At 55.9% G+C, this 24,067-nt stretch carries 23 protein-coding genes; 6 read left to right on the top strand and 17 right to left on the bottom strand.

The features are described from left to right. Positions 1–11 precede the first annotated feature (11 nt). The 6 genes from fbp to ACYVG7_RS20445 form a co-directional block, all read right to left on the bottom strand. Positions 12–1,046 carry a class 1 fructose-bisphosphatase gene (fbp, locus tag ACYVG7_RS20470; protein WP_460884954.1) on the bottom strand — a complete coding sequence of 345 codons (1,035 nt, stop codon included), beginning with the start codon at positions 1,044–1,046 and terminating at the stop codon, positions 12–14. Positions 1,047–1,258: 212 nt separating this feature from the next. Continuing rightward, a complete protein-coding gene (kdsB, locus tag ACYVG7_RS20465; RefSeq protein WP_460884953.1) occupies positions 1,259–2,005 on the bottom strand; it encodes a 3-deoxy-manno-octulosonate cytidylyltransferase in 747 nt (248 codons plus the stop codon). After that, entirely contained in the window at positions 2,002–2,190 is a 189-nt protein-coding gene (locus tag ACYVG7_RS20460; RefSeq protein WP_460884952.1) for a Trm112 family protein, read from the bottom strand. Before ACYVG7_RS20460 ends, kdsB begins: the two co-directional genes overlap by 4 nt. After that, positions 2,174–3,160, bottom strand: a complete 987-nt coding sequence (lpxK, locus tag ACYVG7_RS20455) for a tetraacyldisaccharide 4'-kinase (protein ID WP_460884951.1) — start codon at positions 3,158–3,160, stop codon at positions 2,174–2,176. The genes ACYVG7_RS20460 and lpxK overlap by 17 nt, the downstream gene beginning before the upstream one ends. Beyond that, complete coding sequence (gene msbA, locus ACYVG7_RS20450; RefSeq protein ID WP_460884950.1) at positions 3,157–4,923, bottom strand: lipid A ABC transporter ATP-binding protein/permease MsbA; 1,767 nt, start codon at positions 4,921–4,923, stop codon at positions 3,157–3,159. Before msbA ends, lpxK begins: the two co-directional genes overlap by 4 nt. Before the next feature lie 42 nt (positions 4,924–4,965). Continuing rightward, positions 4,966–7,161: a DNA internalization-related competence protein ComEC/Rec2 gene (locus ACYVG7_RS20445; protein ID WP_460884949.1), complete on the bottom strand. Its 2,196-nt coding sequence runs from the start codon at positions 7,159–7,161 to the stop codon at positions 4,966–4,968. 49 nt (positions 7,162–7,210) lie between these two features. On the opposite strand from ACYVG7_RS20445, the gene ACYVG7_RS20440 reads away from it, so the two are divergent. Together ACYVG7_RS20440 and ACYVG7_RS20435 are read left to right on the top strand one after the other, a co-directional pair. Continuing rightward, positions 7,211–7,738 carry a DUF2062 domain-containing protein gene (locus ACYVG7_RS20440; RefSeq protein WP_460884948.1) on the top strand — a complete coding sequence of 176 codons (528 nt, stop codon included), beginning with the start codon at positions 7,211–7,213 and terminating at the stop codon, positions 7,736–7,738. 175 nt (positions 7,739–7,913) lie between these two features. Continuing rightward, positions 7,914–8,534, top strand: coding sequence for a DedA family protein (locus ACYVG7_RS20435; RefSeq protein ID WP_460884947.1), 621 nt, complete (start codon positions 7,914–7,916; stop codon positions 8,532–8,534). Positions 8,535–8,787: 253 nt separating this feature from the next. Here the strand turns inward: ACYVG7_RS20435 and lolE are convergent, their stop codons facing one another. Genes lolE through ACYVG7_RS20420 form a run of 3 tightly spaced genes read right to left on the bottom strand, consistent with a single transcriptional unit; the run spans position 8,788 to position 11,949 of the window. Then, positions 8,788–10,035: a lipoprotein-releasing ABC transporter permease subunit LolE gene (lolE, locus tag ACYVG7_RS20430; protein WP_460884946.1), complete on the bottom strand. Its 1,248-nt coding sequence runs from the start codon at positions 10,033–10,035 to the stop codon at positions 8,788–8,790. After that, positions 10,035–10,721, bottom strand: a complete 687-nt coding sequence (gene lolD, locus ACYVG7_RS20425) for a lipoprotein-releasing ABC transporter ATP-binding protein LolD (protein ID WP_460884945.1) — start codon at positions 10,719–10,721, stop codon at positions 10,035–10,037. The genes lolE and lolD overlap by 1 nt, the downstream gene beginning before the upstream one ends. Beyond that, positions 10,714–11,949 (bottom strand): lipoprotein-releasing ABC transporter permease subunit, encoded by a 1,236-nt coding sequence (locus ACYVG7_RS20420; protein ID WP_460884944.1) that lies wholly within the window; start codon positions 11,947–11,949, stop codon positions 10,714–10,716. The genes lolD and ACYVG7_RS20420 overlap by 8 nt, the downstream gene beginning before the upstream one ends. 82 nt (positions 11,950–12,031) lie before the next feature. Here ACYVG7_RS20420 and ACYVG7_RS20415 point away from each other — a divergent pair, with 82 nt between their 5' ends. From ACYVG7_RS20415 to ACYVG7_RS20400, 4 genes are read left to right on the top strand one after another with little or no spacing between them, the layout of a single operon-like run. After that, positions 12,032–12,601 (top strand): PilZ domain-containing protein, encoded by a 570-nt coding sequence (locus ACYVG7_RS20415; RefSeq protein WP_460884943.1) that lies wholly within the window; start codon positions 12,032–12,034, stop codon positions 12,599–12,601. Positions 12,602–12,610: 9 nt separating this feature from the next. Further along, positions 12,611–16,072, top strand: coding sequence for a transcription-repair coupling factor (gene mfd / locus ACYVG7_RS20410; protein ID WP_460884942.1), 3,462 nt, complete (start codon positions 12,611–12,613; stop codon positions 16,070–16,072). 7 nt (positions 16,073–16,079) lie between these two features. Then, a complete protein-coding gene (locus tag ACYVG7_RS20405; RefSeq protein WP_460884941.1) occupies positions 16,080–16,727 on the top strand; it encodes a CsiV family protein in 648 nt (215 codons plus the stop codon). A 13-nt stretch (positions 16,728–16,740) separates the two neighbouring features. Continuing rightward, on the top strand, positions 16,741–17,220 hold the full coding sequence (locus ACYVG7_RS20400; protein WP_460884940.1) for a DUF2919 family protein: 480 nt from the start codon (positions 16,741–16,743) through the stop codon (positions 17,218–17,220). An 80-nt stretch (positions 17,221–17,300) separates the two neighbouring features. On the opposite strand, the gene ACYVG7_RS20395 is transcribed toward ACYVG7_RS20400, so the two are convergent. From ACYVG7_RS20395 to hinT, 8 genes are all read right to left on the bottom strand, one after another. Beyond that, positions 17,301–18,614 carry an NAD(P)/FAD-dependent oxidoreductase gene (locus ACYVG7_RS20395; RefSeq protein WP_460884939.1) on the bottom strand — a complete coding sequence of 438 codons (1,314 nt, stop codon included), beginning with the start codon at positions 18,612–18,614 and terminating at the stop codon, positions 17,301–17,303. 67 nt (positions 18,615–18,681) lie between these two features. Next, entirely contained in the window at positions 18,682–19,221 is a 540-nt protein-coding gene (gene ycfP / locus ACYVG7_RS20390; RefSeq protein WP_460884938.1) for an alpha/beta hydrolase YcfP, read from the bottom strand. A 129-nt stretch (positions 19,222–19,350) separates the two neighbouring features. Continuing rightward, on the bottom strand, positions 19,351–20,196 hold the full coding sequence (locus ACYVG7_RS20385) for a DUF6279 family lipoprotein (RefSeq protein ID WP_460884937.1): 846 nt from the start codon (positions 20,194–20,196) through the stop codon (positions 19,351–19,353). Then, complete coding sequence (locus ACYVG7_RS20380) at positions 20,193–21,011, bottom strand: phosphotransferase (protein WP_460884936.1); 819 nt, start codon at positions 21,009–21,011, stop codon at positions 20,193–20,195. Before ACYVG7_RS20380 ends, ACYVG7_RS20385 begins: the two co-directional genes overlap by 4 nt. Then, positions 21,005–21,604, bottom strand: a complete 600-nt coding sequence (gene lpoB, locus ACYVG7_RS20375; RefSeq protein ID WP_460884935.1) for a penicillin-binding protein activator LpoB — start codon at positions 21,602–21,604, stop codon at positions 21,005–21,007. The genes ACYVG7_RS20380 and lpoB overlap by 7 nt, the downstream gene beginning before the upstream one ends. A 2-nt stretch (positions 21,605–21,606) precedes the next feature. Beyond that, positions 21,607–22,008: a YcfL family protein gene (locus ACYVG7_RS20370; RefSeq protein WP_460884988.1), complete on the bottom strand. Its 402-nt coding sequence runs from the start codon at positions 22,006–22,008 to the stop codon at positions 21,607–21,609. 27 nt (positions 22,009–22,035) lie between these two features. Then, on the bottom strand, positions 22,036–23,493 hold the full coding sequence (locus ACYVG7_RS20365; protein WP_460884934.1) for a COG3014 family protein: 1,458 nt from the start codon (positions 23,491–23,493) through the stop codon (positions 22,036–22,038). 4 nt (positions 23,494–23,497) lie between these two features. Further along, a complete protein-coding gene (gene hinT / locus ACYVG7_RS20360) occupies positions 23,498–23,848 on the bottom strand; it encodes a purine nucleoside phosphoramidase (RefSeq protein ID WP_460884933.1) in 351 nt (116 codons plus the stop codon). Positions 23,849–24,067: the final 219 nt, after the last annotated feature.

Raw genomic sequence — 24,067 nt, 5'->3', positions numbered from 1 at the left:
CATCCGTCTGGTTAACGCTCTGGGGTCAGTTCCGGTGAGTATTGCCCCATCAACTGTTGCAGTTGCTCGACCATGCGCGGTGAGCCAACAAAAAATGGCGAGCGCTGGTGCAAGGTCGTCGGCTCCAGTTCAAGGATCCGGCGAAAGCCATCACTGGCGACGCCTCCCGCCTGCTCCACCAAAAACGCCAGTGGATTGCACTCATAGAGCAGTCTGAGCTTGCCCTGAGGGGCGCTGGTTCCTGATGGATACATATAAATGCCGCCTTTGAGCAAATTGCGGTGAAAGTCCGACACTAGAGAGCCTATATAGCGAGAAGTATAGGGCCGCGAGCTCGCCTCATCTTCGGCCTGACAATACTTCAGATAGTGCTTCACCCCGGCCGGAAACTTCAGGTAATTGCCCTCATTCACCGAGTAGGTGCGTCCGCTAGCCGGGATACGGATCTCTGGATGTGAGAGGTAAAAGCAACCGATGGAAGGGTCTAGGGTAAAACCATTCACCCCTTGCCCTGTGCTATACACCAGCATGGTTGAAGAGCCATAGATGATATAGCCAGCCGCTACTTGCCGATGTCCGGGCTGTAAAAAATCCGCCAGCTGTACCGGCGTGCCCACCGGCGTCACCCGTCGATAGATGGAAAAGATGGTGCCGACGGAGACATTGACATCAATATTGGACGAGCCATCCAGAGGATCCATCAGCACCACATATTTGGATCTCTGCTCGGGTAAGGGCTCGAAACTGACAAAGTTTTCTTCCTCTTCCGAAGCCAATCCACACACCTCACCCCGAGCGGCCAGAGCCGCCTTGAAACGCTCGTTGGCAAACCAATCCAGCTTTTGCTGCTCTTCACCCTGAATATTGTCCTGCCCCGTGCTACCGAGGATGTCGCTAATCCCGGCCTGATTGATTTCCCGATTGACAATCTTGGCCGCCAAGCGGATAGAGGCCAGTAACGAACTCAACTCCCCGGTGGCATGGGGGAAATCCGCCTGCTGCCGGATGATAAATTCCCCAAGGGTGATCCCTTTTTGGCTCTGCATATGCTCACTCCATGAATCCATTGAAATCGCTTTCATCATAGAGCTAAAGCCAGGATGCAGATCAAGAAGAATCGTTTCAGCAAATCAAATAATGCGCAGAAAGGCAGATATTCGCGGTAACGGTTAGTCGTAAACAACAGGGGATATACAGGCTGGATACCAAGTCTTCAGCATCCAGCCACCGCAGAATGAGGGAACGAACGAATGACGGTTTAGCGGGCCAAAAAGGCCTGGACTCGCGCCAGATCCTCCGGTGTATCGACCCCGGCAGGCGGCGTCTCTAGGGCGATGCCAACATGGATCCGCTCGCCATGCCACAGGACTCGCAATTGTTCCAGCGCTTCGATCTGTTCCAGCTCACTGGCTCGCCAGCCCACATATTGACGAATAAACCCGGCACGATACGCATAGATACCCAGATGACGAGCATGAGCGTGGCGCACCACGGGAGGCGTCTGGCCGAAACCATCCCGCTCCCAGGCAATCGGAGCACGGCTGAAATAGAGCGCATACCCTTGGCGGTCCATTACCACCTTGACCGCATTGGGATTAAACAGCTCCTCCTCGCTCATCGGCACGGCGAGAGTTGCCATCGGTGCCGCCGCTTGCGCCAGATTTTCCGCCACCTGACGAATAATGACCGGCGGGATCAAGGGTTCATCCCCCTGAACATTGACGATGATGGTCTCAGGTGGAAAGGCATACTGCTCACAGACCTCGGCCAGACGCTCGGTACCGGACTGATGATGAGGCGAAGTCATACACACCTCGACCCCACTCAACGCCACAGCATTCGCAACCCGTTGATCGTCCGTGGCGACAATGACACGTTCGGCACCCGCCTGCAGGGCGCGTTCAGCAACCCACTGGATCATGGGTTTGCCGTGAATGTCGGCTAATGGTTTTCCTGGCAGGCGCGTTGATTGATAGCGAGCCGGGATCACAACAACAAAGCTCATGATGGCAGCTCTTCCAGACTCAAGGTACGCGCCCGGCTTTCCAGTAACACCGGAATATCATCCTGGATAGGATAGGCCAGACGATCGGCCCGACACACCAGCTCCGCTTTTTCCTTGTCGTAGTTCAGCTTGCCCTTGCACACCGGACAGGCAACGATTTCCAACAACTTATGATCGAGCGCCATAGGGATTGTCCTTTAGTTTGTTCAGGATGAGATCGCGAAACGAGCGAGGCAACTCGGCAGAAACCGGCAGGTACCACCAGTTGTCTCGGGCAAAGCTCCGGCACTTGACTGCATCTTTTTCGGTCATCAGCAAGGGGAGCTCCGCAAATTGCTGCTGCAGTTCGGTAGCCGAATAGTCTTGATGATCGGCATAGCTTACGGTTTGGCGCAGACGATATCCCGCTAACTGCAACGTTTTAAAAAAACGGGGCGGATAACCTATCCCCGCCAAGGCGTCAATCTCGCCCTGAGGCGGCAATGCCTGGCTATCCGGATCCAGAGGACGCGGCGCTTCGGGTTTGAGCTGCATCGGGTACTCACCGACAGCGGCCAGGCCCCCATTACAGATCACCGCATCCACGCGTTTCAAACGCCAGAGTCCTTCCCGCAGCGGCCCCATGGGCAATAAGCGGCCATTGCCATGACGACGCTCACCGTCCAGTACCACCAGTTCGATGTCCCGAGCCAGCGCGTAGTGCTGTAGGCCATCATCACAGACGATAATATTGACCTCGCCACTGGAGAGCAGCAGTTTGACGGCCGCCCGCCGATCCGGATCCACGGCCACTGGGCACTGGCAGCGCTCAAACATCAGCTTGGGTTCATCCCCGCACTCCCGTGCAGTTACATCCGGGGTGACCCGTAACGGATACTGCTTGGCCTGTCCGCCGTAACCCCGACTGACGATCCCGGGCCGATAACCGGCCTCCCGCAGCATTTCCACCAACCAGATCACCAGTGGTGTCTTGCCATTACCACCCACCGAGATATTTCCCACCACGATGACAGGTACATCGGGTCGATATCGGGGCAGCAGGCCATTACTATACAAGGCTCGACGACCATGACTAACCAGCCAAAACAGAAGGCTCAACGGACTCAACAACCAGATCCAGGGATTGGCGCGGTACCACAATTGCTGCAACTTCATGCCGACTCCCCGAACTGGGTATTGCGCAACATGGCATAGGCGCCGTTGAGCTGCATCAGTTCGCTATGGGTACCGCGCTCGATGATCCGCCCCTCGTCCACCACCAGGATCTCGTCCGCCTGCTCAATGGTCGAGAGCCGATGGGCGATCACCAGGGTAGTTCTATCTTTAGACAGCGCATCCAGTGCGCTTTGAATATGGCGCTCTGATTCGGTATCCAGAGCTGACGTCGCCTCATCCAGCAGCAGGATAGGCGCATCCCGCAACAGGGCCCGCGCAATGGCCAAGCGTTGGCGCTGACCACCGGAGAGATTGGAGCCATTCTCGCCAATCACCGTATCGTAACCGGCCGGCATCTGGCGGATAAAACCGTCAGCATTGGCGACTCGCGCCGCCTGCTCAATCTGTTCGCGTGTGAAATCCCCCGCCGCCGCATAGGCAATATTATTGGCCACAGTATCGTTGAACAAATGCACGTTCTGGGAAACCAGAGCGAACTGGCGTCTGAGGGACATCAGACGATAATCGCGAATATTGACCCCATCGAGCAGGATTTCCCCCTCGCTGATGTCATAAAAGCGGGTCAACAAGCTGGCAATAGTGCTCTTGCCCGACCCCGAGCGGCCGACCAACGCCACGGTTTTACCCGGCTCGATCACCAGAGAGACATCCCGCAGAGCAGGCTGCTCTTTGGTCGGATAAGTGAAGGTGACATGGCGTAACTCGATGCGCCCCTGAGCACGAGTAAGCTCTCGCGTGCCATGATCTTGCTCCAGCGGTTGATCCATCAACTCAAACAGGCTCTGACTGGCGGTGATACCTCGCTGGAACTGGTTGTTGATCTGGGTCAGGCTCTTGAGTGGTTTGAGCAGCATCATCATGGAGGTGAGGATCAAGGAGAAAGCACCGGCGGTCAGATTACTCAGCACCCCGGGCATGGATGCCACCACCAGCAGCACCGTCAAGGCGCTGGAGGCGATGACCTGCACCATGGAGGATCCCAGCGCATCCACCACCACCATTTTCATATTCTGTTGCCGCATGTGATTACTGACATTGGCAAAACGCTCGGACTCCACTTCCTGGCCCCCGAACATCAGCACCTCTTTATGACCGCGTAACATCTGTTCGGTCGAGGTAGTAATATTGCCCATCGCCTGCTGAATTTGCCGACTCAAGCGACGAAAACGGCGACTGATGACAGAGAGTAAAACACCGACAATAGGTCCCACGAGAAAGAAGATCAGCGATAACTGCCAGGAGTGATAGAACATCATCCCGAGCAGGCCAATCACAGTGACCCCCTCACGGATCAGGGAAACCAGAGTCGAGCTGGCGGCTGAAGAGACTTGCCCCGCGTCATAAGTGACTTTGGAGAGCAGATTACCGGTGTTGTGCTTGTCAAAGAAGGCCATGGGCATGCCCATCATGTGGGTAAAGACCTGCCGTTGCAGTTTCATCACCACATGACTGCCGACCCAGCTCATAAAGTAATCCGATAAGAAGGCACTAATTCCACGGATACAAACCAAGCCCATGACGACAAAGGCCATCCAAAACAATACCGACGGATTCTTGCCACTCAGGCCGTCATCAATCAGCGGTTGGATCGAGTAGACTAGCGAGGTATCCACCACCCCGTACCCAGCCATGCCGACAATCGCCAATCCCAGACCGCCTTTACGATCCTTGATATAGCCCAGCAAGCGCTTCAGGGTCGCCATGCTGGAGGGGTGCTGTTCTGTAGAAGCAAGCTGTCGCATCGAAATTCCGATCGGATCAAGATAAGCAGGCTATTCTACCGGCTAGTCTCCGCGCAACCAAGCGTCCAGATGCCGGTACCAAGCCCCTTGGGAGCGAAAGCCGTTTATTTGCGCAGATCCATCCTGCACAGTGATGCGAATCAACCCCTGTTCGGCGGTCTTCCATTGCCGAACACCTCGGGCATGAAATCGTGCCACCACCGCCGGATCAGGAAAATGCCAGCGATTAGCATAACCGCTACTGTGGATCACCACTTGCGGTTGCAAACGCCGGATCCAGGCAGCTGTCGAAGAGTGACGACTACCATGATGGCCGGAGACCAGCCAAGTGACCGGTTGCACCAGTCCAGGAATGGCCAGCAGATGGCGTTCCTCATCGCCGGGTAAATCACCAACCAGCAACAAACTATGGCGGCCATCGGTAATTCTCAGCACACAAGAATCCTGATTCTCTTGTCCTGTGCCTACCCCTGCTGGAGCCAGGATCTCTAGTCGCAACCGCAACCAGTGCCAGTTTCTCCCTCGGACACAATGCTGGGTTACCGGGTTCAGTGGAACCGAGGATAGTAAATGTCGTACCGGTAGTGCCTGATAGATCCGCAGCCAGTTACTAGCATGATCCCGGTCGGCATGACTGATGACCAGATAATCCAGTTGCCGGATCCCTTCGGCCCGTAGCACGGGCAAGATGGCGGCATCCGCCATGTTATATCCGCTGGGGAAGGCATCTCCCGTGTCATACAGCAGGCCCCTCTCACCTTGCCGAACCAGCACACTTAATCCCTGGCCCACATCAATCACCAAAACTTCCCACTCCGCAGCCGGTTGTCCGTAAATCAGCGCCGCGACACCACAGGCACATAGACTCAATGCGCGTCCATGTGGCAGCAGCCAGAACAACCCCGCGAACCAGCACAACACGAGAGTTTGGCTTCCTTGAACAGAAAACCAGACCCAGGAATCAATATGTATCTGCAACCAGTCTAATCCGGTCATGAGATATCCCAGCAACCTGTCGCAGAGCCAGAACCCTGTCCAAGCCGCTGATGGCCAGAACGGTACCAGGAGGCCACTGGCCAGCCCCAACGGAATAAGGATCAAGCTAAACACTGGAATGGCGATCAGATTCACCGGTATGGCTAGCCAGCCCAAGCCAGCAAACATCGCCAATTGCAGCGGCAAGAGTCCCAGCGTCATCAGCCACTGCAACCGCCATAAGGAGGCTTTGCGCCACAGCAATGCGGCAACGCCTAACAGGGCCACCGCAAGGTAGGAGAGCCAGAAGCTGGCACTGAACAAAGACCAAGGATCAAGAAGAAGCAACAATACCAGGCTCAACCACCAGATCCGCCATAGCGACCAGTGACGTCGCCAGAGACGGACGCCGAACCACAACAACAACATCAGTAAAGCCCGCTGAGTTGGCAAGGAAAAGCCGGCCAACGCGGAATAGAGTACCGCCACCAGAATAGAAACAACCACCGGTAAGCCAACGGCACGCGGACCCAGGCCTGGACACAACTGCAACACACGTCCTACCCAGAATCCAAGCCAGGCTGCCAGACCGATGTGCAGGCCCGATACCGCAATTAAGTGAATAATGCCGCCATCACGAAGTAACAACCACTCGGCCGCACTGACATCCTGTTGTTCACCAAAAACCAGGGCTAACAGCAATGCCGAATGGGCGAAAGGTTGCAGCAGGGCTCGGCTCTGTTCCAGCCAACTGTGCCGCCACCCTGGATCGGGCAATGGGCCAAGCTCCTGCCACTGCCGGACGCTGCCCGTTGCGGTTATGCCCATCCCCAGCAGCCAGCGCTCTTGATTGAAGCTCGTCGGATTGCCCAGGCCATGAACCGGTTTGAGCGTGGCATCCAATACCACTTGCTGACCCATGCCAAGCGTTGACTCCGGTTGCGGGGAAAACAGGCGTACCATGGGGCGCGGCCAGAGCGGTTGTCCATCCAACTGTTGCAGACGCAGGCGCACGCTAACACCCTCCCCCTGCGGCTGCCATGCCATCACCTCGCCTTTTATGCTATGTTTGCCGCCGGCAATACCCAGTTGGTGCAACCAATCCAACTGAAGAGTGAAAAACAGCAGAAAAAGAATCAGCCCGCACAATCCGCCAATGACGCAGCCCCATCGCCGATACCAAGCCAGCAGTAGCATGCTGATAAGCGGCAATAGCCAGCCCATTGCGGGCAGTTCGGGCCAGAGCAAGGTGGTGAGGGCCATCAGGGTAAATCCTTGCAAAAAACCACGGCCATTGAATGAGTGAGACCGGATGCCAAAAGAGATGATCAAACGCTGGATGCCGGATCCCAGCAAACTCCGCCAGCATAAGCAGCTGCGGATTTTTGCCCGTTGGCTCGGCGAGCCCAATCTGTGGCATCTGAACCGTCGTTCTGCCGCCGGAGCTTTTGCCATCGGTCTTTTCATCGCCTGGGTTCCTGTTCCATTCCAGATGGTACTGGCGGCGGGTATGGCCATTCTGTGCCGGGTAAATCTACCCATTTCAGTCGCCCTGGTCTGGATCACCAATCCGTTGACCATGCCCCCGATGTTCTATGCTGCGTACTATCTTGGTGCTCATCTGCTGGGGCTGCCAGCTGTCGATTTTGAGTTACCGGTCAATTGGGATGGATTACGCTCGGTGATGGCGACGATTGGCGAACCTTTTTTACTCGGTTGTGCCCTGATGGCGCTCTGCTCATCTTTGGTCGGGTATTTGTCGATCCGCTTGCTGTGGCGCTATTCGGTGGTTCGAAAAATGGCGGCTCGCCGTCAGCGTACAATTCCTCGCCAACCCTGAGCATTGCCGGGAAATGACGATGAATTTTGCTAGGCGTGAATCGGCCGCTCGGGTAGAGTGTGCGTCGATGAGCCCAGAGCCCCTGTCGCAGATCTGTCAATAACAGGGGTTATGCTGATGAGACCAGACCTAAGCTAAAGTCATCGTCGGCACCACTCGAGGTAACAAGAGTACGATGGATATCCTGATCGCGATTTTTACCGACTACGGCTATTTTGCCGTGTTTTTCATTCTGCTGATCTGTGGTTTTGGCGTTCCCATCCCTGAAGATATAACGCTGGTTGCTGGCGGCATCATTGCCGGTTTGGGCTTTGCCGATGTGCATACCATGTTCGCAGTCGGTATGGTCGGTGTGCTGATCGGCGATGGCACCATGTTTACTCTGGGCTGGATCTTCGGTGAGCGGATCCTGCAATATCGACCGATCCGCCGCATCTTGCCCCCCCACCGATTCGCCCATGTGCAGGATAAATTTGCCAAATATGGCAATTGGGTGCTGTTTGTCGCCCGCTTCCTGCCCGGTTTGCGTTCACCGATTTTTGTCACCGCCGGTATGAGTCGCCAGATCAGCTATTGGCGCTTCCTGATGATGGATGGTTTTGCGGCGTTCATTTCCGTGCCCATCTGGGTTTATCTGGGATACTTCGGCGCCTATAACCGCGACTGGCTGATGAAGTGGGTCGAACGGGGTCAATTTGGCCTGCTGAGTCTCACTGGATTAATCTTCTTGTTCCTGGCCGGATGGTATGCCCTCCACTGTTGGAAAAAGCGTCAGCGCCAAGAGGGCAATGACTGAACCGTTACGACTCGATAACAAAGGCGCCCAGGCGCCTTTTGTTTTTACCCCTACGCCGCTAGCCGTTACTCATCAATGGGTCTGAATACCCGCCCCACACCTAGACACCCATCAACGCGTCCCTCGCTTGCTGACGAAAACGCCGCAGAACAGCAGGGTAACGACACCGACTTACCCCAGCATCTAACGCTCATTCTCCATCCAATAAAAAGGCGCCCGTAGGCGCCTTGATGACAGTATGACGAAGTCGATGTCAGCGCCCCAGCTCCCGAGCTGGTTGCAGACTACTGGCATGCCATGCCGGATAGAGGGTCGCTAGTAAGCTCATCAGGACAGCAGCGCCGGTCACAATGGCTACGTCCAGCCCATGCAATTCCGAGGGTAAGAAGTCGATGAAGTAGATCTCGGGATTGAGGAACCTATGCCCCAATAGAGATTCCACACCACGGATGGCCGGTGTGAGATACCGGGATAACCCAGCCCCCAACAGACCACCAAACAGAGCACCCAACAGCCCGTTCATCATCCCCTGCACCATGAAGGTAATGCGGATCTGCCAGGGGCCTGCGCCCATGGTCTTGAGAATGGCGATATCGTTGCGTTTTTCATTCACCGCCATCACGAGCGTGGAAACAATGTTGAAGCAGGCGACCGCGACGACCATCAGCATCACCACATACATCACGGTGCGCACCAACTGGATATCTTGATACAAGTAACCCTGACTGTTCTTCCAGCTACGCACATACATGCGCTCCGGCAACTTGCTGGCCGCTTCGAAGGCCACATCCTGAGCCTGCATCAGATCCTGGACTCGAAAGCTGAATCCTTGGACCCGATCCCCCAGACCCAAAGCCTGCTGAGCATCCTGCAAGTGGATGAAGCCCAACAGACCATCGAGTTGGCCGCCAATCTCCATAAAGCCCACCACTTTGAAACGGCGCTGCAGTGGTGATTTGAGGCTAGCCTCGGCTTGCGCCGCCACATCCGGCAGCAACAGGGTGATATTTTCGCCTAATGCCACGCCCAACTTATTGGCGATAGCTTTACCCAGGATAACGCCATTTTCACCGGGTTTGAGCTCATCCAACCCCTGGCCCGTCATATAGTGACCGGCATCGGAGATACGCTTTTCCGAGGCTGGCAAGATGGCGCGCAGTTGCACCGCTTTGAGCTTGTCGCCTCGCTCGAGCAAACCATTCAAGCGGACAATCGGCGAGACAGCCACCATTCCCGGAGTATCCAGTAACATGGCTTCGGCACTGCGCCAGTCACTGATCTCGCCACGCACCATCTCGGTTTCGGCGTGAGGCACCACCGCCAGAACTCGAACCCGTAACTCGCGCTCGAAGCCATTCATCGCCGACAAACCGAGGATCAGCGCCATCACCCCAAGAGTAATACCGATGATCGAGGAGGCCGAGATGAAAGAGACAAACCCGCTGGAGCGGCGAGCGCGGCTGTAACGTAACCCAAGAAAGAGAGCCAGTGGACGATACATCAACTCTCCTCCGCCACCAGACCATCCACCAGCGAGATGCGGCGATGCAACTTGGCCGCCAACGCCCGATCATGGGTCACCACCACGAAGGCGGTACCCAGTTGGGCATTGAGCTCACACATCAGGCTATAAATACTATCCGCGCTCTTATGATCCAGGTTGCCCGTCGGCTCATCGGCCAACACCAGCTTGGGTTCATTCACCAGAGCCCGGGCAATCGCAACCCGCTGCCGTTCCCCCCCCGAGAGCTCCGAAGGCTTGTGATCCAGACGATGACCAAGCCCGACCCGCTCCAGCATAGCCGCCGCCTTAGCACTGGCGGCCTTGACCGACACACCGCCAATCAACAACGGCATAGCGGCGTTTTCAAGAGCCGAGAACTCCCCCAGCAGGTGGTGGAACTGGTACACAAAACCCAGCTCCCGATTGCGAAATTGTGCCTGAACCCGATTGGACCAAGCATGAATGTTCTGACCATTAAATTGAACCGTGCCATCACTGGGGGTATCCAGCGCCCCCAGCAGATGCAACAAGGTACTCTTGCCGGAGCCGGAACTACCCACCACCGCCAGCATTTCACCCGCTTGCAGCGTTAAATCCACACCCCGCAACACCGGAGTTTCCAGCTTGCCTTCGCGGTAAATCTTGGTCAGCCCCTGACAGGACAACAGGAGATCGTTATTCATAGCGTAATGCCTCGGCAGGACGGATTTGTGCGGCGCGATAGGCCGGATAAAGGGTCGCCATGAAACTGATGGCCAGCGCGCCCAATGTGATAGTGACGATTTGCAACGGCGCGACACTGACCGGTATCCCGATCCCGCCAGCGGCCATATACAGGTTCAACCCCATCAATTGCAGCAAGGGATTGATAAACCAGGCCAAGCCCAATCCCAACAAGGTGCCAAACAGTGCGCCCCAGAAGCCGCTCCAGGCCCCCTGAACCATGAAGATGCGCAAAATGGCGCTGTCTTGCATACCCATGGTGCGCAAAATAGCCACCTCCCCTTGCTTATCCAACACCACCATCACCAGAGCCGACAGGATATTGAACGCGGCCACCATGATGATCAGCACCAGCATCAAGGCCATGATGTGTTTTTCCATGGCTACGGCGCGAAAGAGCTCGCCGCGCTCCTGACGCCAGTCGGTCACCTGCAATCCCTGCTGCGGCAACTGCTGTGTCAGGCCATCGACGGCGAACGCATCATCCAACCAGAGTCGCAGGCCAGAAATGGTCCCGGCCGGATAACGCATCAAACGACGGGCATCCTCCAGATTGACAAAGACCACCTGATCATCGACATCTGCACCGACCTCGAAGGTTCCGGATACGGTAAACAAGCGCTGGCTGGGTGTCCGCCCCATCGGCGTGTAGCGACTGCCCTCACTGGCCAGAATACGCACCTGATCACCCGGTAGGACATCCAGTTTGCGAGCTAGGGAAACCCCGAGGATCACCTTGAACTCACCAGCCCGCAGCGTGCCGAGCCGGTCTTCCCCCATGCTGTTGCGTAGCAGATCATGCGCCGGGTAGCTCGCCGGATCGACACCTTGCAAGATCACGGCAGCCAACTGCCCGCGGCCTTGCACCATCGCCTCGGCACGCACCAGAGGCGCAACCGCCTGCACATGGGGTAACTGCGCCAAGGGTGCCTGTAACGCCTGCCACTCGGCCAGGCGCCCGTTACTGTCGCTGACGATGGCATGGGGCACCACGCCGAGGATGCGGTTTTTCAGTTGACCTTCGAAACCATTCATCACCGAGCTGACCAGGATCAACGCCATGACGCCAATCGCGATCCCGAAGGTGGAAAACAGAGAAATAAAAGAAGCAAAACGGTTGTCACCGCGCGCTCCGGCGTAACGCAGGCCAATAGCCAAGCTTACCGGTTGAAAGATAGTGGATTTCACGCCAATCCTGAGCGTTGCTATTAAAGAGGGATAGCGGATAATAAATGTAAAGGTGTTACCGCAACAAGGGATCTCTTCAGTCGTGAGCGAGCAGTTTTTCAGTGTTGTCCATAGTTTAGCCATCAATGTCGAACCGCTGGCCGACGGGTTTGTGCTGCCCAGCCTCGACGAACTGGAACAAGAACTACCGGAGCCCTTTCGCATCGCGGGTGCCATCAGCCATATCGACATGAGCACGGCCCGACAACTCCGCAACCTGGGTGAAGAGTTCAGCCTGCTGGTGGATGTCATCAATCAGCAATCGGGCAAGATCAATATGCTGCTCAGTTTCTTGCTGTCGCAACTGGACGAGCCAACCCAACGATTCCAGACGGTCAGCATTGGCGGCAGTCAATTGAGTTTTTTATGTCATCAACCATTACATCTGCACCAACAGTTGCGACTGAAATTGTTCCTGCATGAAGAAGCATCGGCCATTTATTGCTATGGCAAGATCACCGAGCTAGAACAAAAGCCGGGCGGCACCTTAGTGCATGTCAGTTACAGCCGGATCCGCGGTGAGGATCAGGAAGTTCTGGTTCGGGCCAGCCTGCATATTCAGTCTCGTCAGCTCAAGCAACGCGCCGAGCAGCGTGCCAATCAACCCAAATAAGTCTTTGCCATGACCCCATTGTTCTCTCTGGCTTCACTCATCAAGCCGGGCGCCCGGCAGACCCTCGGTCAACTCGAAGGCAGTGGCCTGGCGCTGGCCGTTGCCGAGCTTGTTGCTGGCCATGACCATCCCGTCGTACTGCTGGTCGCCGATACACCCAGCGCCTTGCGTCTGGAGCAGGAGGTGCAGTTTTTACTGCGCAACCAGCCTAAACCACGCCCGGTGTTGCTGTTTCCAGATTGGGAAACCTTGCCCTACGACAGCTTTTCCCCTCATCAGGACATCATCTCCCAGCGTCTGGAGACTCTCTATCACTTGCCGCGCATGCAGCATGGCTTGTTGATCATTCCCGTCGCCACCCTGATGCTGCGTACACCACCCCAAAGCTTTATCGATCGGTTCAGCCTATTGGTGAAACCCGGCGACAAGCTGGATCTACACGGTTTGCGCCGTCGATTGGAACAGGCCGGCTATAACGCCGTGGAGCAGGTGCTGGAACATGGCGAATTCGCCGCTCGCGGCTCCTTGCTGGATCTGTTTCCGATGGGCTCGAAAGAGCCCTATCGCATCGACTTCTTCGATGATGAGGTCGATACTATCCGTGCCTTCGATCCCGACAGCCAGCGCTCCAGTGAGCCGGTGAATGCCGTCCGGCTATTGCCCGCCCATGAGTTCCCCACCGATAAAGAAGCCATCGAGCTGTTCCGTCAACGCTACCGGGAGCGATTCGAGATCAGTAGGGCACCGGAGTGCGTCTACCAACAAGTCAGCAAGGGATTATGGCCTGCCGGCATCGAGTACTACTTACCGCTGTTTTTCGAACACAGCAGTACCCTGCTCGACTATCTGCCCGCCGAGAGCCTGCTGCTGACCCTCGGCGACATTCACACCGCAGGTCAACAATTCTGGCAGGATGTAGAGCGGCGCTATGAGGATCGGCGCTACGATCTGAATCGTCCATTGCTGCCACCGCCGACCCTGTATCAACCGGTCGATGAACTATTCGCGGCCCTCAAAGGCTACAGTCAGTTTACCCTGCAACCCCTGCCTGCCGAAGAAAAAGCCGGTCGCTACAACCTCAGCATCCATCGGCTACCCGAGCTGACCGTGGATGCGCAGCGCAGTGATCCTCTGAACTTATTGCGGGATTTCCTCGGCAATTATCAGGGCCGGGTGCTGTTTTGTACCGAGTCCGAAGGCCGTCGTGAATCCCTGCGTGAACTACTGGCGCCCCTGGATCTGCGCCTGGCGGAGTTTTCTAGCCTGGATGATTTCCTGACCGCCAAACCCCGCTGTGGCATTCTGGTCGCGCCGTTGGAAAAGGGCTGTCTACTGAGTGATCTGGGATTGGCACTCGTCTGCGAAGGTGAACTGCTGGGCCAGCGCATCGTGCAACGTCGACGTCGCGATAAACAAAAAGCCAGTACCAATAACGATGCCATCATCCGCAATCTGGCGGAGTTAACCCTGGGTCAGCCCGTGGTGCATCTGGATCACGGGGTAGGCCGCTATCTCGGTTTGCAGACCATAGATGCCGGCGGCATCGCCACCGAATACCTGACGTTGGAATATGCCGGAAACGACAAGCTCTATGTGCCGGTGACCTCCCTGCATCTCATCAGTCGCTACAGCGGCAGCGAGAATCCGCCGCTGCATAAGCTGGGCAGTGAAAGCTGGCTCAAGAGCCGCCGCAAAGCGGCGGAGAAAGTCCGTGATGTGGCCGCCGAATTGCTGGATGTCTATGCCAAGCGTGCCGCCCGCCCCGGGCTGGCATTCCGTCATGACAAACAAGCCTATGCCAGTTTTGCCGCCGGATTCCCCTTCGAGGAGACCCCGGATCAACTCAATGCTATCAACGCGGTGTTGGGAGACATGTGTCAGGCCAAAGTCATGGACCGGCTGGTGTGTGGCGATGTTGGCTTTGGTAAAACGGAAGTCGCCATGCGTGCCGCTTTTGTCGCCGTACATGGTGGTAAACAGGTCGCCGTACTGGTGCCGACAACACTGCTGGCCCAACAGCACTACGATAATTTCCGCGACCGCTTTGCCAACTGGCCGGTCAATATCGAGGTCATGAGCCGCTTCAAGAGTGCCAAGGAGCAAAAAGCAGCTCTGGGCCAACTGACCGAGGGCAAGATCGATATCATCATCGGCACCCACAAACTGCTCTCTGAAGAGGTGAAGTTCAAGGATCTCGGCCTGCTGGTGGTGGATGAAGAGCACCGATTTGGCGTGCGGCAGAAAGAAAAGATCAAGGCCCTGCGCGCCGATGTCGACATCCTGACCCTGACCGCGACACCTATCCCCCGCACGCTGAATATGGCCATGTCCGGCATGCGCGATCTGTCGATTATTGCCACACCGCCGGCCAAGCGCCTGGCTATCAAGACCTTCGTGCGCGAGCATGACAAGGCGGTGGTCCGTGAGGCCGTACTACGGGAGCTCAAACGGGGTGGCCAGGTCTACTATTTGCACAACAATGTCGAAAGCATCGAAAAGTGTGCCGCCGAGCTGGAAGCGCTGCTGCCCGAGGCACGTTTGTGTATTGCTCACGGCCAGATGCGCGAGCGGGATCTGGAAAAGGTGATGAGCGACTTCTATCACCAACGGTATAACCTGCTGGTCTGTACCACGATTATCGAAACCGGGATCGATGTGCCCAGTGCCAACACCATCATCATGGATCGCGCCGATCATCTTGGTCTCGCCCAGTTGCATCAGCTCCGTGGTCGTGTCGGCCGCTCTCACCACCAAGCCTACGCCTACCTGCTGACCCCGCATCCAAAGCAGATGACCAAGGATGCCATCAAGCGCCTGGAGGCCATCGAATCACTGGAAGATCTGGGTGCCGGTTTCGTCCTGGCTACTCATGATCTGGAAATCCGGGGTGCCGGTGAGTTACTGGGCGATGAGCAGAGCGGGCAGATTGAATCCATCGGCTTCACCCTGTACATGGAAATGCTGGAGCAGGCGGTCAAAGCGCTGCGCGAAGGCAAGGAGCCTTCTTTAGACCAACTGCTGGGCGAACACACGGATATTGAACTGCGGATCCCGACGCTGTTGCCCGAGGATTATATTCCGGACGTTAACATGCGCCTGTCGATCTACAAACGGATTGCCAGTACCGCCAGCGCCGATGAGCTGGAGGATCTGCGCATCGAGCTCATCGACCGCTTCGGTCTATTACCCGCTGCGGCGCAAAACCTGATGCAGGTGGCCGAATACCGGCAACAGGCCACTCACCTCGGCATCAAGCGCATTGAGGTCACCGAGCGGGGCGGCTATATTGATTTCGCCGAGCAGACCCGGGTCAGCCCGGCTTATCTGGTTTCGCTGTTACAGAGCCAACCGCGGATCTATCGGATGGAAGGGCCAACCCGGTTGCGCTTCCAGATCCCGAGCCCGGATGCAGCCGCACGGTTGCAACTGGTTGCCAATTTACTAAACGAATTGACGGCGCACCAACTCTAAGGAGCATATGTTGAAACACCTGTTTTCTCTGCTACTGGCCCTGACGATGAGCCTGCCGGTTCAAGCCGCAGATCCCGTCTATGAAGTCGAGATCATTGCTTTTTCCCGTACCGCGGATCCGGCCCTATCCGGTGGTGAAGATGCCAGCCTGTCGGCCCATAGACCCGATCTGGACAGTGGTTTTAGTCTGGACATGCTGGGCGGTTTGCCGATTGATAATCTGCAACTGGGCAACGTGGTCGCCCGTCTGAAAGCCGATGGCAACTATCAGGTTTTGCTGCATCAAGCTTGGCGTCAACCAGTCGGGACCTCAGCGACAGCTCCCTGGTTGCACCTGAGTGCCGGGAGTGTGACCGATGCATCGGGTAGCCAACCCGAGTTTGATGGCTTGGTGAAGCTGTATCGCAATCCACATCTGTTTATGGATGCCGACCTGTTGCTGCGCCGCCTCGGTATGAAAAAACCATCGGTGCCCTCGGTAACCCAATACGTCGGCAGCAGTGAAACGACAGCCAGCGAACCTGCGCCCGTTGAAGCCATTCCTGAGCTCAAGGAGTATCCACTGGTCAGCAGCAATCGGGTCATGGAGGGACAAATCACCTACTTCGACGGCCCCATGTTGGGTTTGCTGGTTCAGGCCCGTCCCGCCAAGTGATGCGGCTCAGAGGATGACCGTCTCACCATTCAAGCATTTGGATCTGGAGGGACGCAGCCCGCTGCCCTTTTCCTTGCAATTGTGTCTGTGGGCACTGATGCGTGGTTATATCCTGTTGCTGCTGGCACTGGCCAGTCAGCAACAGAGTCAAACCTTGCTGGCGCTGTTTTATCCGGATCCACAGCAACTCTACCTAGCGTTGGCACTCGGACTTCCAGCGGCGATCACCTGGCTGGCGTCTGGCTATCGGCACCGAGCCGGACATCCGCTCTATCACCGCATCTGGCGGCTAGGGCGCGGATTGTGCCTTGCCTCGGCGGCCGGTGAATTGCTGCTGCAGGTGTGGCAACTACAACGTCATGGTTGGTACTTCAGTTGGCCGCAAGCCGCTGCACTAGCCATCGGTATCTGGTGCCTGAGCTATCTGCTGCTCGCTAAGGGGCTGACACTAGCCTTTACCCCACAGCCACCCGAAATCAATGTGGCTGAATAAGCAGGCGTCGATGGGCGTCCACCCATAAAAAAAACCGCCGTTGAAACGGCGGTTTTTTTATTCAAGGTACAAGCCGATGATCAATGCAGTTTCAGACGCGGACGTAAAATACGGTTGATTTGGCCGACCAGCATCATCAGACCCGTCTTGATATAGCCATGCAGTGCCACTTGATGCATGCGATACAAGGAGATATAGACGAAACGGGCAATGCGTCCTTCCACCATCATGGAGCCGCGCATCAGATTACCCATCAGACTGCCGACGGTACTAAAACGGCTCATGGAGACCAGCGAGCCATAATCCATGTAGGAATACGCTTTCAGCTCCTTGCCTTGCATCATGGCCAGGATATTGGCCAGAGCACGATCCGCCATCTGGTGCGCTGACTGGGCGCGCGGCGGTACCATTTTACCGTCTTCCATGGCGCAAGCCGCGCAATCACCAATAACGAAAATGTGTTCGTCACGGGTAGTCTGCAGGGTGTTTTTAACCACGAGCTGATTGATGCGATTGGTCTCCAGATCACCGATATCCTTCATGAAATCCGGTGCCTTGATACCGGCCGCCCATACCATCAGGTTGGCCTCAATCAATTCACCATCCTTGGTCTTGAGACCTTCCGGTGTGGCTTCACTGACAAAGGTGGCGGTGCGTACATCCACCCCCAGATTACTCAGCTCCTGATGGGCAGCCGTCGAGATACGCTCTGGCAGCGCCGGCAGAATACGCGGGCCCGCTTCAACGACCGTCACCTTCAAGCTGTCACGGGACAGGTTTTTGTAGCCGTATGAGGCAAGCTCTTCGACCGCGTTATACAGTTCAGCTGAGAGTTCAACGCCAGTGGCACCTGCACCGACGATGGCAATCTTCACCTTTTCACTCGGCTTGCAGTTGTCATCACCCGGTTTGCAATCGGATGCAAACTGCAGGAACTGGTTCATCAGCAGCCCATGGAAGCGGAATGCCTGATCCGGGCTATCGAGGAAGATGCAGTTGTCGCGCACGCCCGGCGTGTTGAAGTCGTTGGACACAGAGCCAATCGCCATCACCAGATAGTCATAAGCCACTTCACGTTCACCCAGCACCACTTCGCCTTTCTCGCCCAGGATCGGCGCCAGAACGATACGCTTCGCCTCGCGATTGATATTGGTGAGAGTGCCCAGCTGAAATTCAAAGCCATGATTACGGGCATGGGACTGATAGCTCAGCGCATCGATCCCCGCGTCCAGTGAGCCAGCAGCAACTTCGTGCAATAACGGCTTCCACAGGTGAGTACGGTTCCGATCCACCAGCGTGATCTGGGCCTTGCCAGAACGCCCCAGCTTACGCCCTAATTTAGTGGCCAGCTCCAGGCCACCGGCACCACCGCCGACTACAACAATCTTGGTCATCAGTACCTTCCGTCCATAAAACAAAGGGAGCTCGACGGAGCTCCCTGAAATCGCAATTCAAAACCGATCAGGCAAGCTTGAAAGCTTTGATCGTCTGAAGGTGCGCGGAGATATTCTTGAACTTGTGGCTCTCGCGCTCATCCCAGACAATGTTGTAATAATCCTTCAGCTCACGCTCTGTGGACCTATTATCTATCACTTCATCGTTAACAGAAAGGATACAAATACAATTACCTGCATTTTTTTTACGAAATTCAGTTACACATTTGGTCGAGATATCCGTGTATTCTTCCGGCCGCTCGATACGCCCCACCATGGTGACTTCCGGATGCAGATTCGGGTTGAACATGACCTGCTTGATCCCGCATAAAAAACCGATCCGCTCGCTCCAATAACCGCCCAAGCCCACCCCACAGATCAGAGGCTGGGTGTCATTGCTCATCGCCAATTGTTTGTGCACTTCCTTGAGCAGGTGGCTCATGTCATGACGCGGATGCACTGTGCTGTAGTGAACAAAGCGCACATCATCATCAATAAACTGCAACTGCAGAATTTTTTCATGATTTCCCGAGCTGGTAGCGTCAAAACCGTGCAAATAGATAATCATACTGTTCCCTCATCCCATGCGGATTACGATGACCATATCAGGATTACGCGCCTCGACCAAACGCAACCGATTGAAGCTTGTGACGGATCAAATTCTGTCCCTTCCGACATGATGCCAGCGATCGAAAAATCACGAGCTGCGACTTAACACCTCGAGATCAGCCGCCAGTTCACTGAGTTTACGCCGTAAATATTGTCGTTGCTCAGGGCTCAGGCTCGCCGACAACGCGGTAAACCACTGGATGGAACGTTGACGGGAATCCGCCACATACTGCTTGAAACGCCCATCACCCAGTTCATCCCCTTTGACCACCACGGCGACTAATCCCGCGCCGAAGCCAGGCTGACCACGCTGTGCCAGGGTCTGCTCGAGGGCCTTGAGCCAGACCTCCTGATAGTCCAGCCAGGTTGCATAGTACTGACGCTGCCATTGGGACGATTGATCAATCAGCGGCTGTTGTGCCGGCTCTACGTCACCCAGCCATTGATCCAAATTCTTCTCCAGCTTGCGCTGAAAACTGGCGTAGACCTTATTGCCATGTTCCTGAGCAAACTCTTTGCGTTGCTCTTGCTGTTTTTTCCAGCGCTCTGCCATAAACCGGCGCACCTGTTCATCACTCAGGGTCACCGCAAAGCGATTAGCGGGCTCCTGAACCCCTTCCGCCAGCTGACGCATCAACTGTTCAAAGGTTTGCAGATGGATGGCGACTTCGGCCTCGGTCAGTGGGCGACGTAAGTCAAAGCTCAAACTGCGTAACGCCCGGACATAGCCGGGCAGAGCCTCATGGCGGTGCCACTGCAAGATCTGCGCGACCTGGCGATCCAGCTCCGAGGATTGTTGACTGCTGAGCTCAAAATAATCATCCAGCTTCCAGGCTATGGCCCAGTCCAGCCAGTTATAGAGCATGCGTACCGCGCAGCCGGTCAATAGTAGCGGAACCAGCAACAGCACAATGACGATGCGACGCGGGATCATGATGACAATCCCTCCGCCAGACACGGCTGGTGCAGTTGCGATTCAAACATCTCACGATACCGGACATCGTGGCTGTGCTCCCAGAACACATTGGCCCACAACAACGCCACAAAATCTGCCACCGTCAGCATCTCGGCGACCCGTGACCAGGGGCAGCCCCCCCCTGCTTGCTGGTATCGCTCCAGCAGCTGTCGAGCCTCATCGTCATTCAGGGCAAAAGAGCGGATGAGGCACGCCAGATCAAACGCCGGATCGCCAATACCGGCATATTCCCAATCGACGAGGAGCATCGACTCCCCCAGCACATTGGCCGGGCTGATATCGTTGTGACAGAACACCGGCGCAATCGAAGGCAATCTCTGCAGCAAGGCAACCATGCGGTGGAAGAGCCGAGTGACGCGTGGATCGCGATGACAGATCCGCGCCAGATAAAAACGTAAGTGTGCTTCCAGATCCAGCGTCAGGGCTGGCGCAGGGGTGGCATGCACCCGTGCAACTAACCCAGCCAAGCGCGTCATCGCCTCTGGCGTGTGCCAATCGGGCGGCGATATTACCGGCTCAACCCAATCGGTAATCATCAATCCCAATTCGGCATCGACATACTGCAACCGCGGAGCCAACCCCTGCTCGGCGGCCAGTTTATGCAACACCAGTTCACGCCCGCGCTGGATACCCAGCCGGGACGCAAAAGGAGTGCTGACCCGCAAGAAGTAATCGCCACGGGGTAAGGTCAAGCGGTAACTGGTATTGGTCAGCCCACCTAACAACAGCGTGTGTTGGCCTCCCCTGAACGGCCCCGGGAGCTCGATTACCATCCCAATGTTTTCTTCTTGCTCTGCTTACGGATTTCTTGCTGGTCAGCCCAAACCAACTCGCCACTCTTGAGATCCATCAGATTCATGGTCAATTGGTAGAACACGTCCTTCACCTTGCCGTTATCTTTCACAATGCTGGCCAGGTTGCCATATAACATGTACTGGGCTCCGGTTTGTTTGCCCATGCGCACCATGGAAGCCGGATCCACCATGCCCGCCGCCTGTTGATACTCGAGCTGTTCCTTCACGGCCGCGACCTTGCTCATATCGACGAAGCGAACCTTGCCGGAGCGCAATAACTGGGTTCGCATGGTATCGGTCAGCGCTTCGGTATCGATATGCTCGGAGGTTTTGTTGCGGATGCTATCCACAAACAGGACCGGACGACCGGTGCTACTGATCTCGGTCATCACCGGGTTATCGATCAGCGACTGCACCATCTTGCCGGACATGGATTGCAAGTCGGTTGAACCATAATCCACCGTCACAGTTTCTGTGGCCTTGGCATCGCCATAAGACACTTCGGTCGAACAACCGGAAACCAGTGCTGCAGCCAGCAGGCCGAGCACAAGGGCTTGATTCGTCATCTTCATCGTTAATCCTTCACTACATCACGGACAGAAAAATAGAAGGCTGTGGCCTGCGGCAGCAGAGCGGAGGCCTGAATAACCCGTTGCTCCCCCCCATGCAGGGTCAGCGGTTGCCAACTGGTGCTATCCGGCTCAACCGGCATGCCCGCCCCATCGAACCAGGTCACACGGTATTGCAGGTTTTGGTCATAGGCAATATGGCTCTTGAGGCGAACCGCAATCTGTAACCGACCATCACCAGCACTTCTCTGCTGCTGGGCCAGATCCAATTCCAGTCGCTGTTTCATGCCCGCGTTGTCCACTTGTAGGCGCGATTCCTGCCCCTCGGCCCCACTCAAGGCAATACCGTTGGTGGAGGAACACGCCACCAAGCCACAGAATAACAGTGCTAACGCTATTGATTTCATCACGGGATCTCGTTGTTTCATCGACCTTCAGGATATCATTTTTACCATGCTGACTATATTGGCACCCAGCTGATTTACCCAAACCAGAGTGACCTTACCTTTGACCACGGGAACCGATAATTGTTGCATCGCGGTCCCCTGCCCGACCGCTATGGCGTGATTGCCAGCAGGAACCGAGCGACGCCAGATGCTGACCCCCGCAGGCAGGGTTGACCAGGAGCGAGTGTCCGCATGCTCGGAGAAGGTGTTATAGAGCCCGACCAGAATATTGCCTAAATCACCCCCTTGCGCACTGGCCTGATGGCGCAAGGCTTCTTTGCTGGCCAAGCGGAGCAGCTGGCGCATCATCAACCCCGGTAACCGCTCCTGCAACGATTGACTCGCCAACCCCTGCAACGAGACTAGCGGTTCGGTTTGAGTACTTTGACCATCGAGCAGAAATTGACCCGCCGCAACCGGGATCTGAGTTGAACCATACCAGGGAAACGCCACGGTAAAGGTACGAAAATCCCCGGCAGAGGTTGCTATCGGCAACGGCAGGAAAAACTCCTGTAATGGCTCCAGCATCCCCTCTTCATACAACACCAGGATCTGGCCCTGATCGGTAGAGCTCGATTGATCGGTTGTCGTTGCTGCCGATGGGCGACCAAAACGTTGTTGATAGACAGCATGCTCACTCTTCAGCCCCAGCCGGGCGGTGACCCGCAACAGATCGTCCTGCAACACACGGTTGTTCGGTGCAACTTCAAGAGCCCGTTGGTAATCAATGTAGGCGTCATTCAGCGCTCCGGTTGCCTCATACAAGAGCGCCGACACGTAAAAGGTATAACCGCTCTGGATCCGCCCCTTGAGGCCATCCGGGCTAACCGGTAAGTCCGGTAATCCCTGTTGCGCCAACGCCAGCTCCTGACCCAGACCAGCCTGCTGGATCTCCTCTTTTGCAGCCTGGAGCTCTCGCTCCCGTGTCGCCAGAGCCCGCTCCTGGACCTGGTTGGCTTTGCGCACCTCGACCAGGGCATCCTGGGTCTGCCCCAGAAACAGATAATTTAATGCCTGATAGTGATGAAGCAGGGTCTGTTCATAATCGGCAGCCTGGTAGGCAATCGCCTGATCATTACTCAGCAGAGAGCCTGCCTGCTGCAAGCCATGGCTGATACGGTATTCTGCCTGCTGATCTAGCCACGCCAGTTGGCTTGCTGCGGCATCCAGTTGCTGTTTGCTGGCATGCCAGTCTCGAAGCAAAAACGCAATTCGCCCCTGCTGCAGCCGATCCAGCACAAAGTTATTATCATTCGGCTCAGATGCCGGGATCGCCGCCATAGCTTCCGGCCATTGCCCCAACTGCAGTTGGGTCCGTACTGGTTGCATGACACTGCTGTAACTGAGAAATAAGTCACTCAGCCCCATAGTGGCACATCCGGACAGCAAAACACCGGCTACCAGCAAGGAGGCTTGTCGCCAGCGCCGGATCGTTACCTTTGGCATGAAATCACTCAGCCAGCAGTGGGCCGAGAGGCTTACCACCCACCAGATGCATATGCAGGTGGTACACCTCTTGTCCGCCATGCCGATTGCAATTGACGATCAATCGATAGCCATTCTCGGCAATCCCTTCTTCTTCCGCTAACTGCCGCGCCACAGTAAATAGCCGTCCGAGCGCTTGCTCATCCTCGCGGGTGACCTGATTCGCAGTCGGAATTAATTTATTCGGTACAATCAGGATGTGAGTAGGCGCCTTGGGTCCGATATCACGAAATGCGGTTACCAGTTCGTCTTGGTATAACAATTTGGCCGGGATCTCCTGACGGATGATCTTGCTGAAAATAGTCTCTTCTGACATGACAAAATCCTTAAAAACAACGGTATGCAAGAAAAAGGAGCGAACTGATAATCCAGGACATCATTGAGTCTGTGGCCAGGAGGGTGAGTGTGATTCAGCTCCGGCTTTACCTGCACCAGCTCGAAAAAGAGTTAAATATTTGACAGCTTTTACAGAAGATATACAAGTTCGGACGCTTAAAGACGTCTAGCGAACTGCAGTCAACTTGGCGGGTGTTAA

The organism is Pseudaeromonas pectinilytica, from assembly GCF_054780855.1.
The sequence above is the reverse complement of the archived record's forward strand: the minus strand, read 5'-3'. Positions and strand labels throughout refer to the sequence as shown.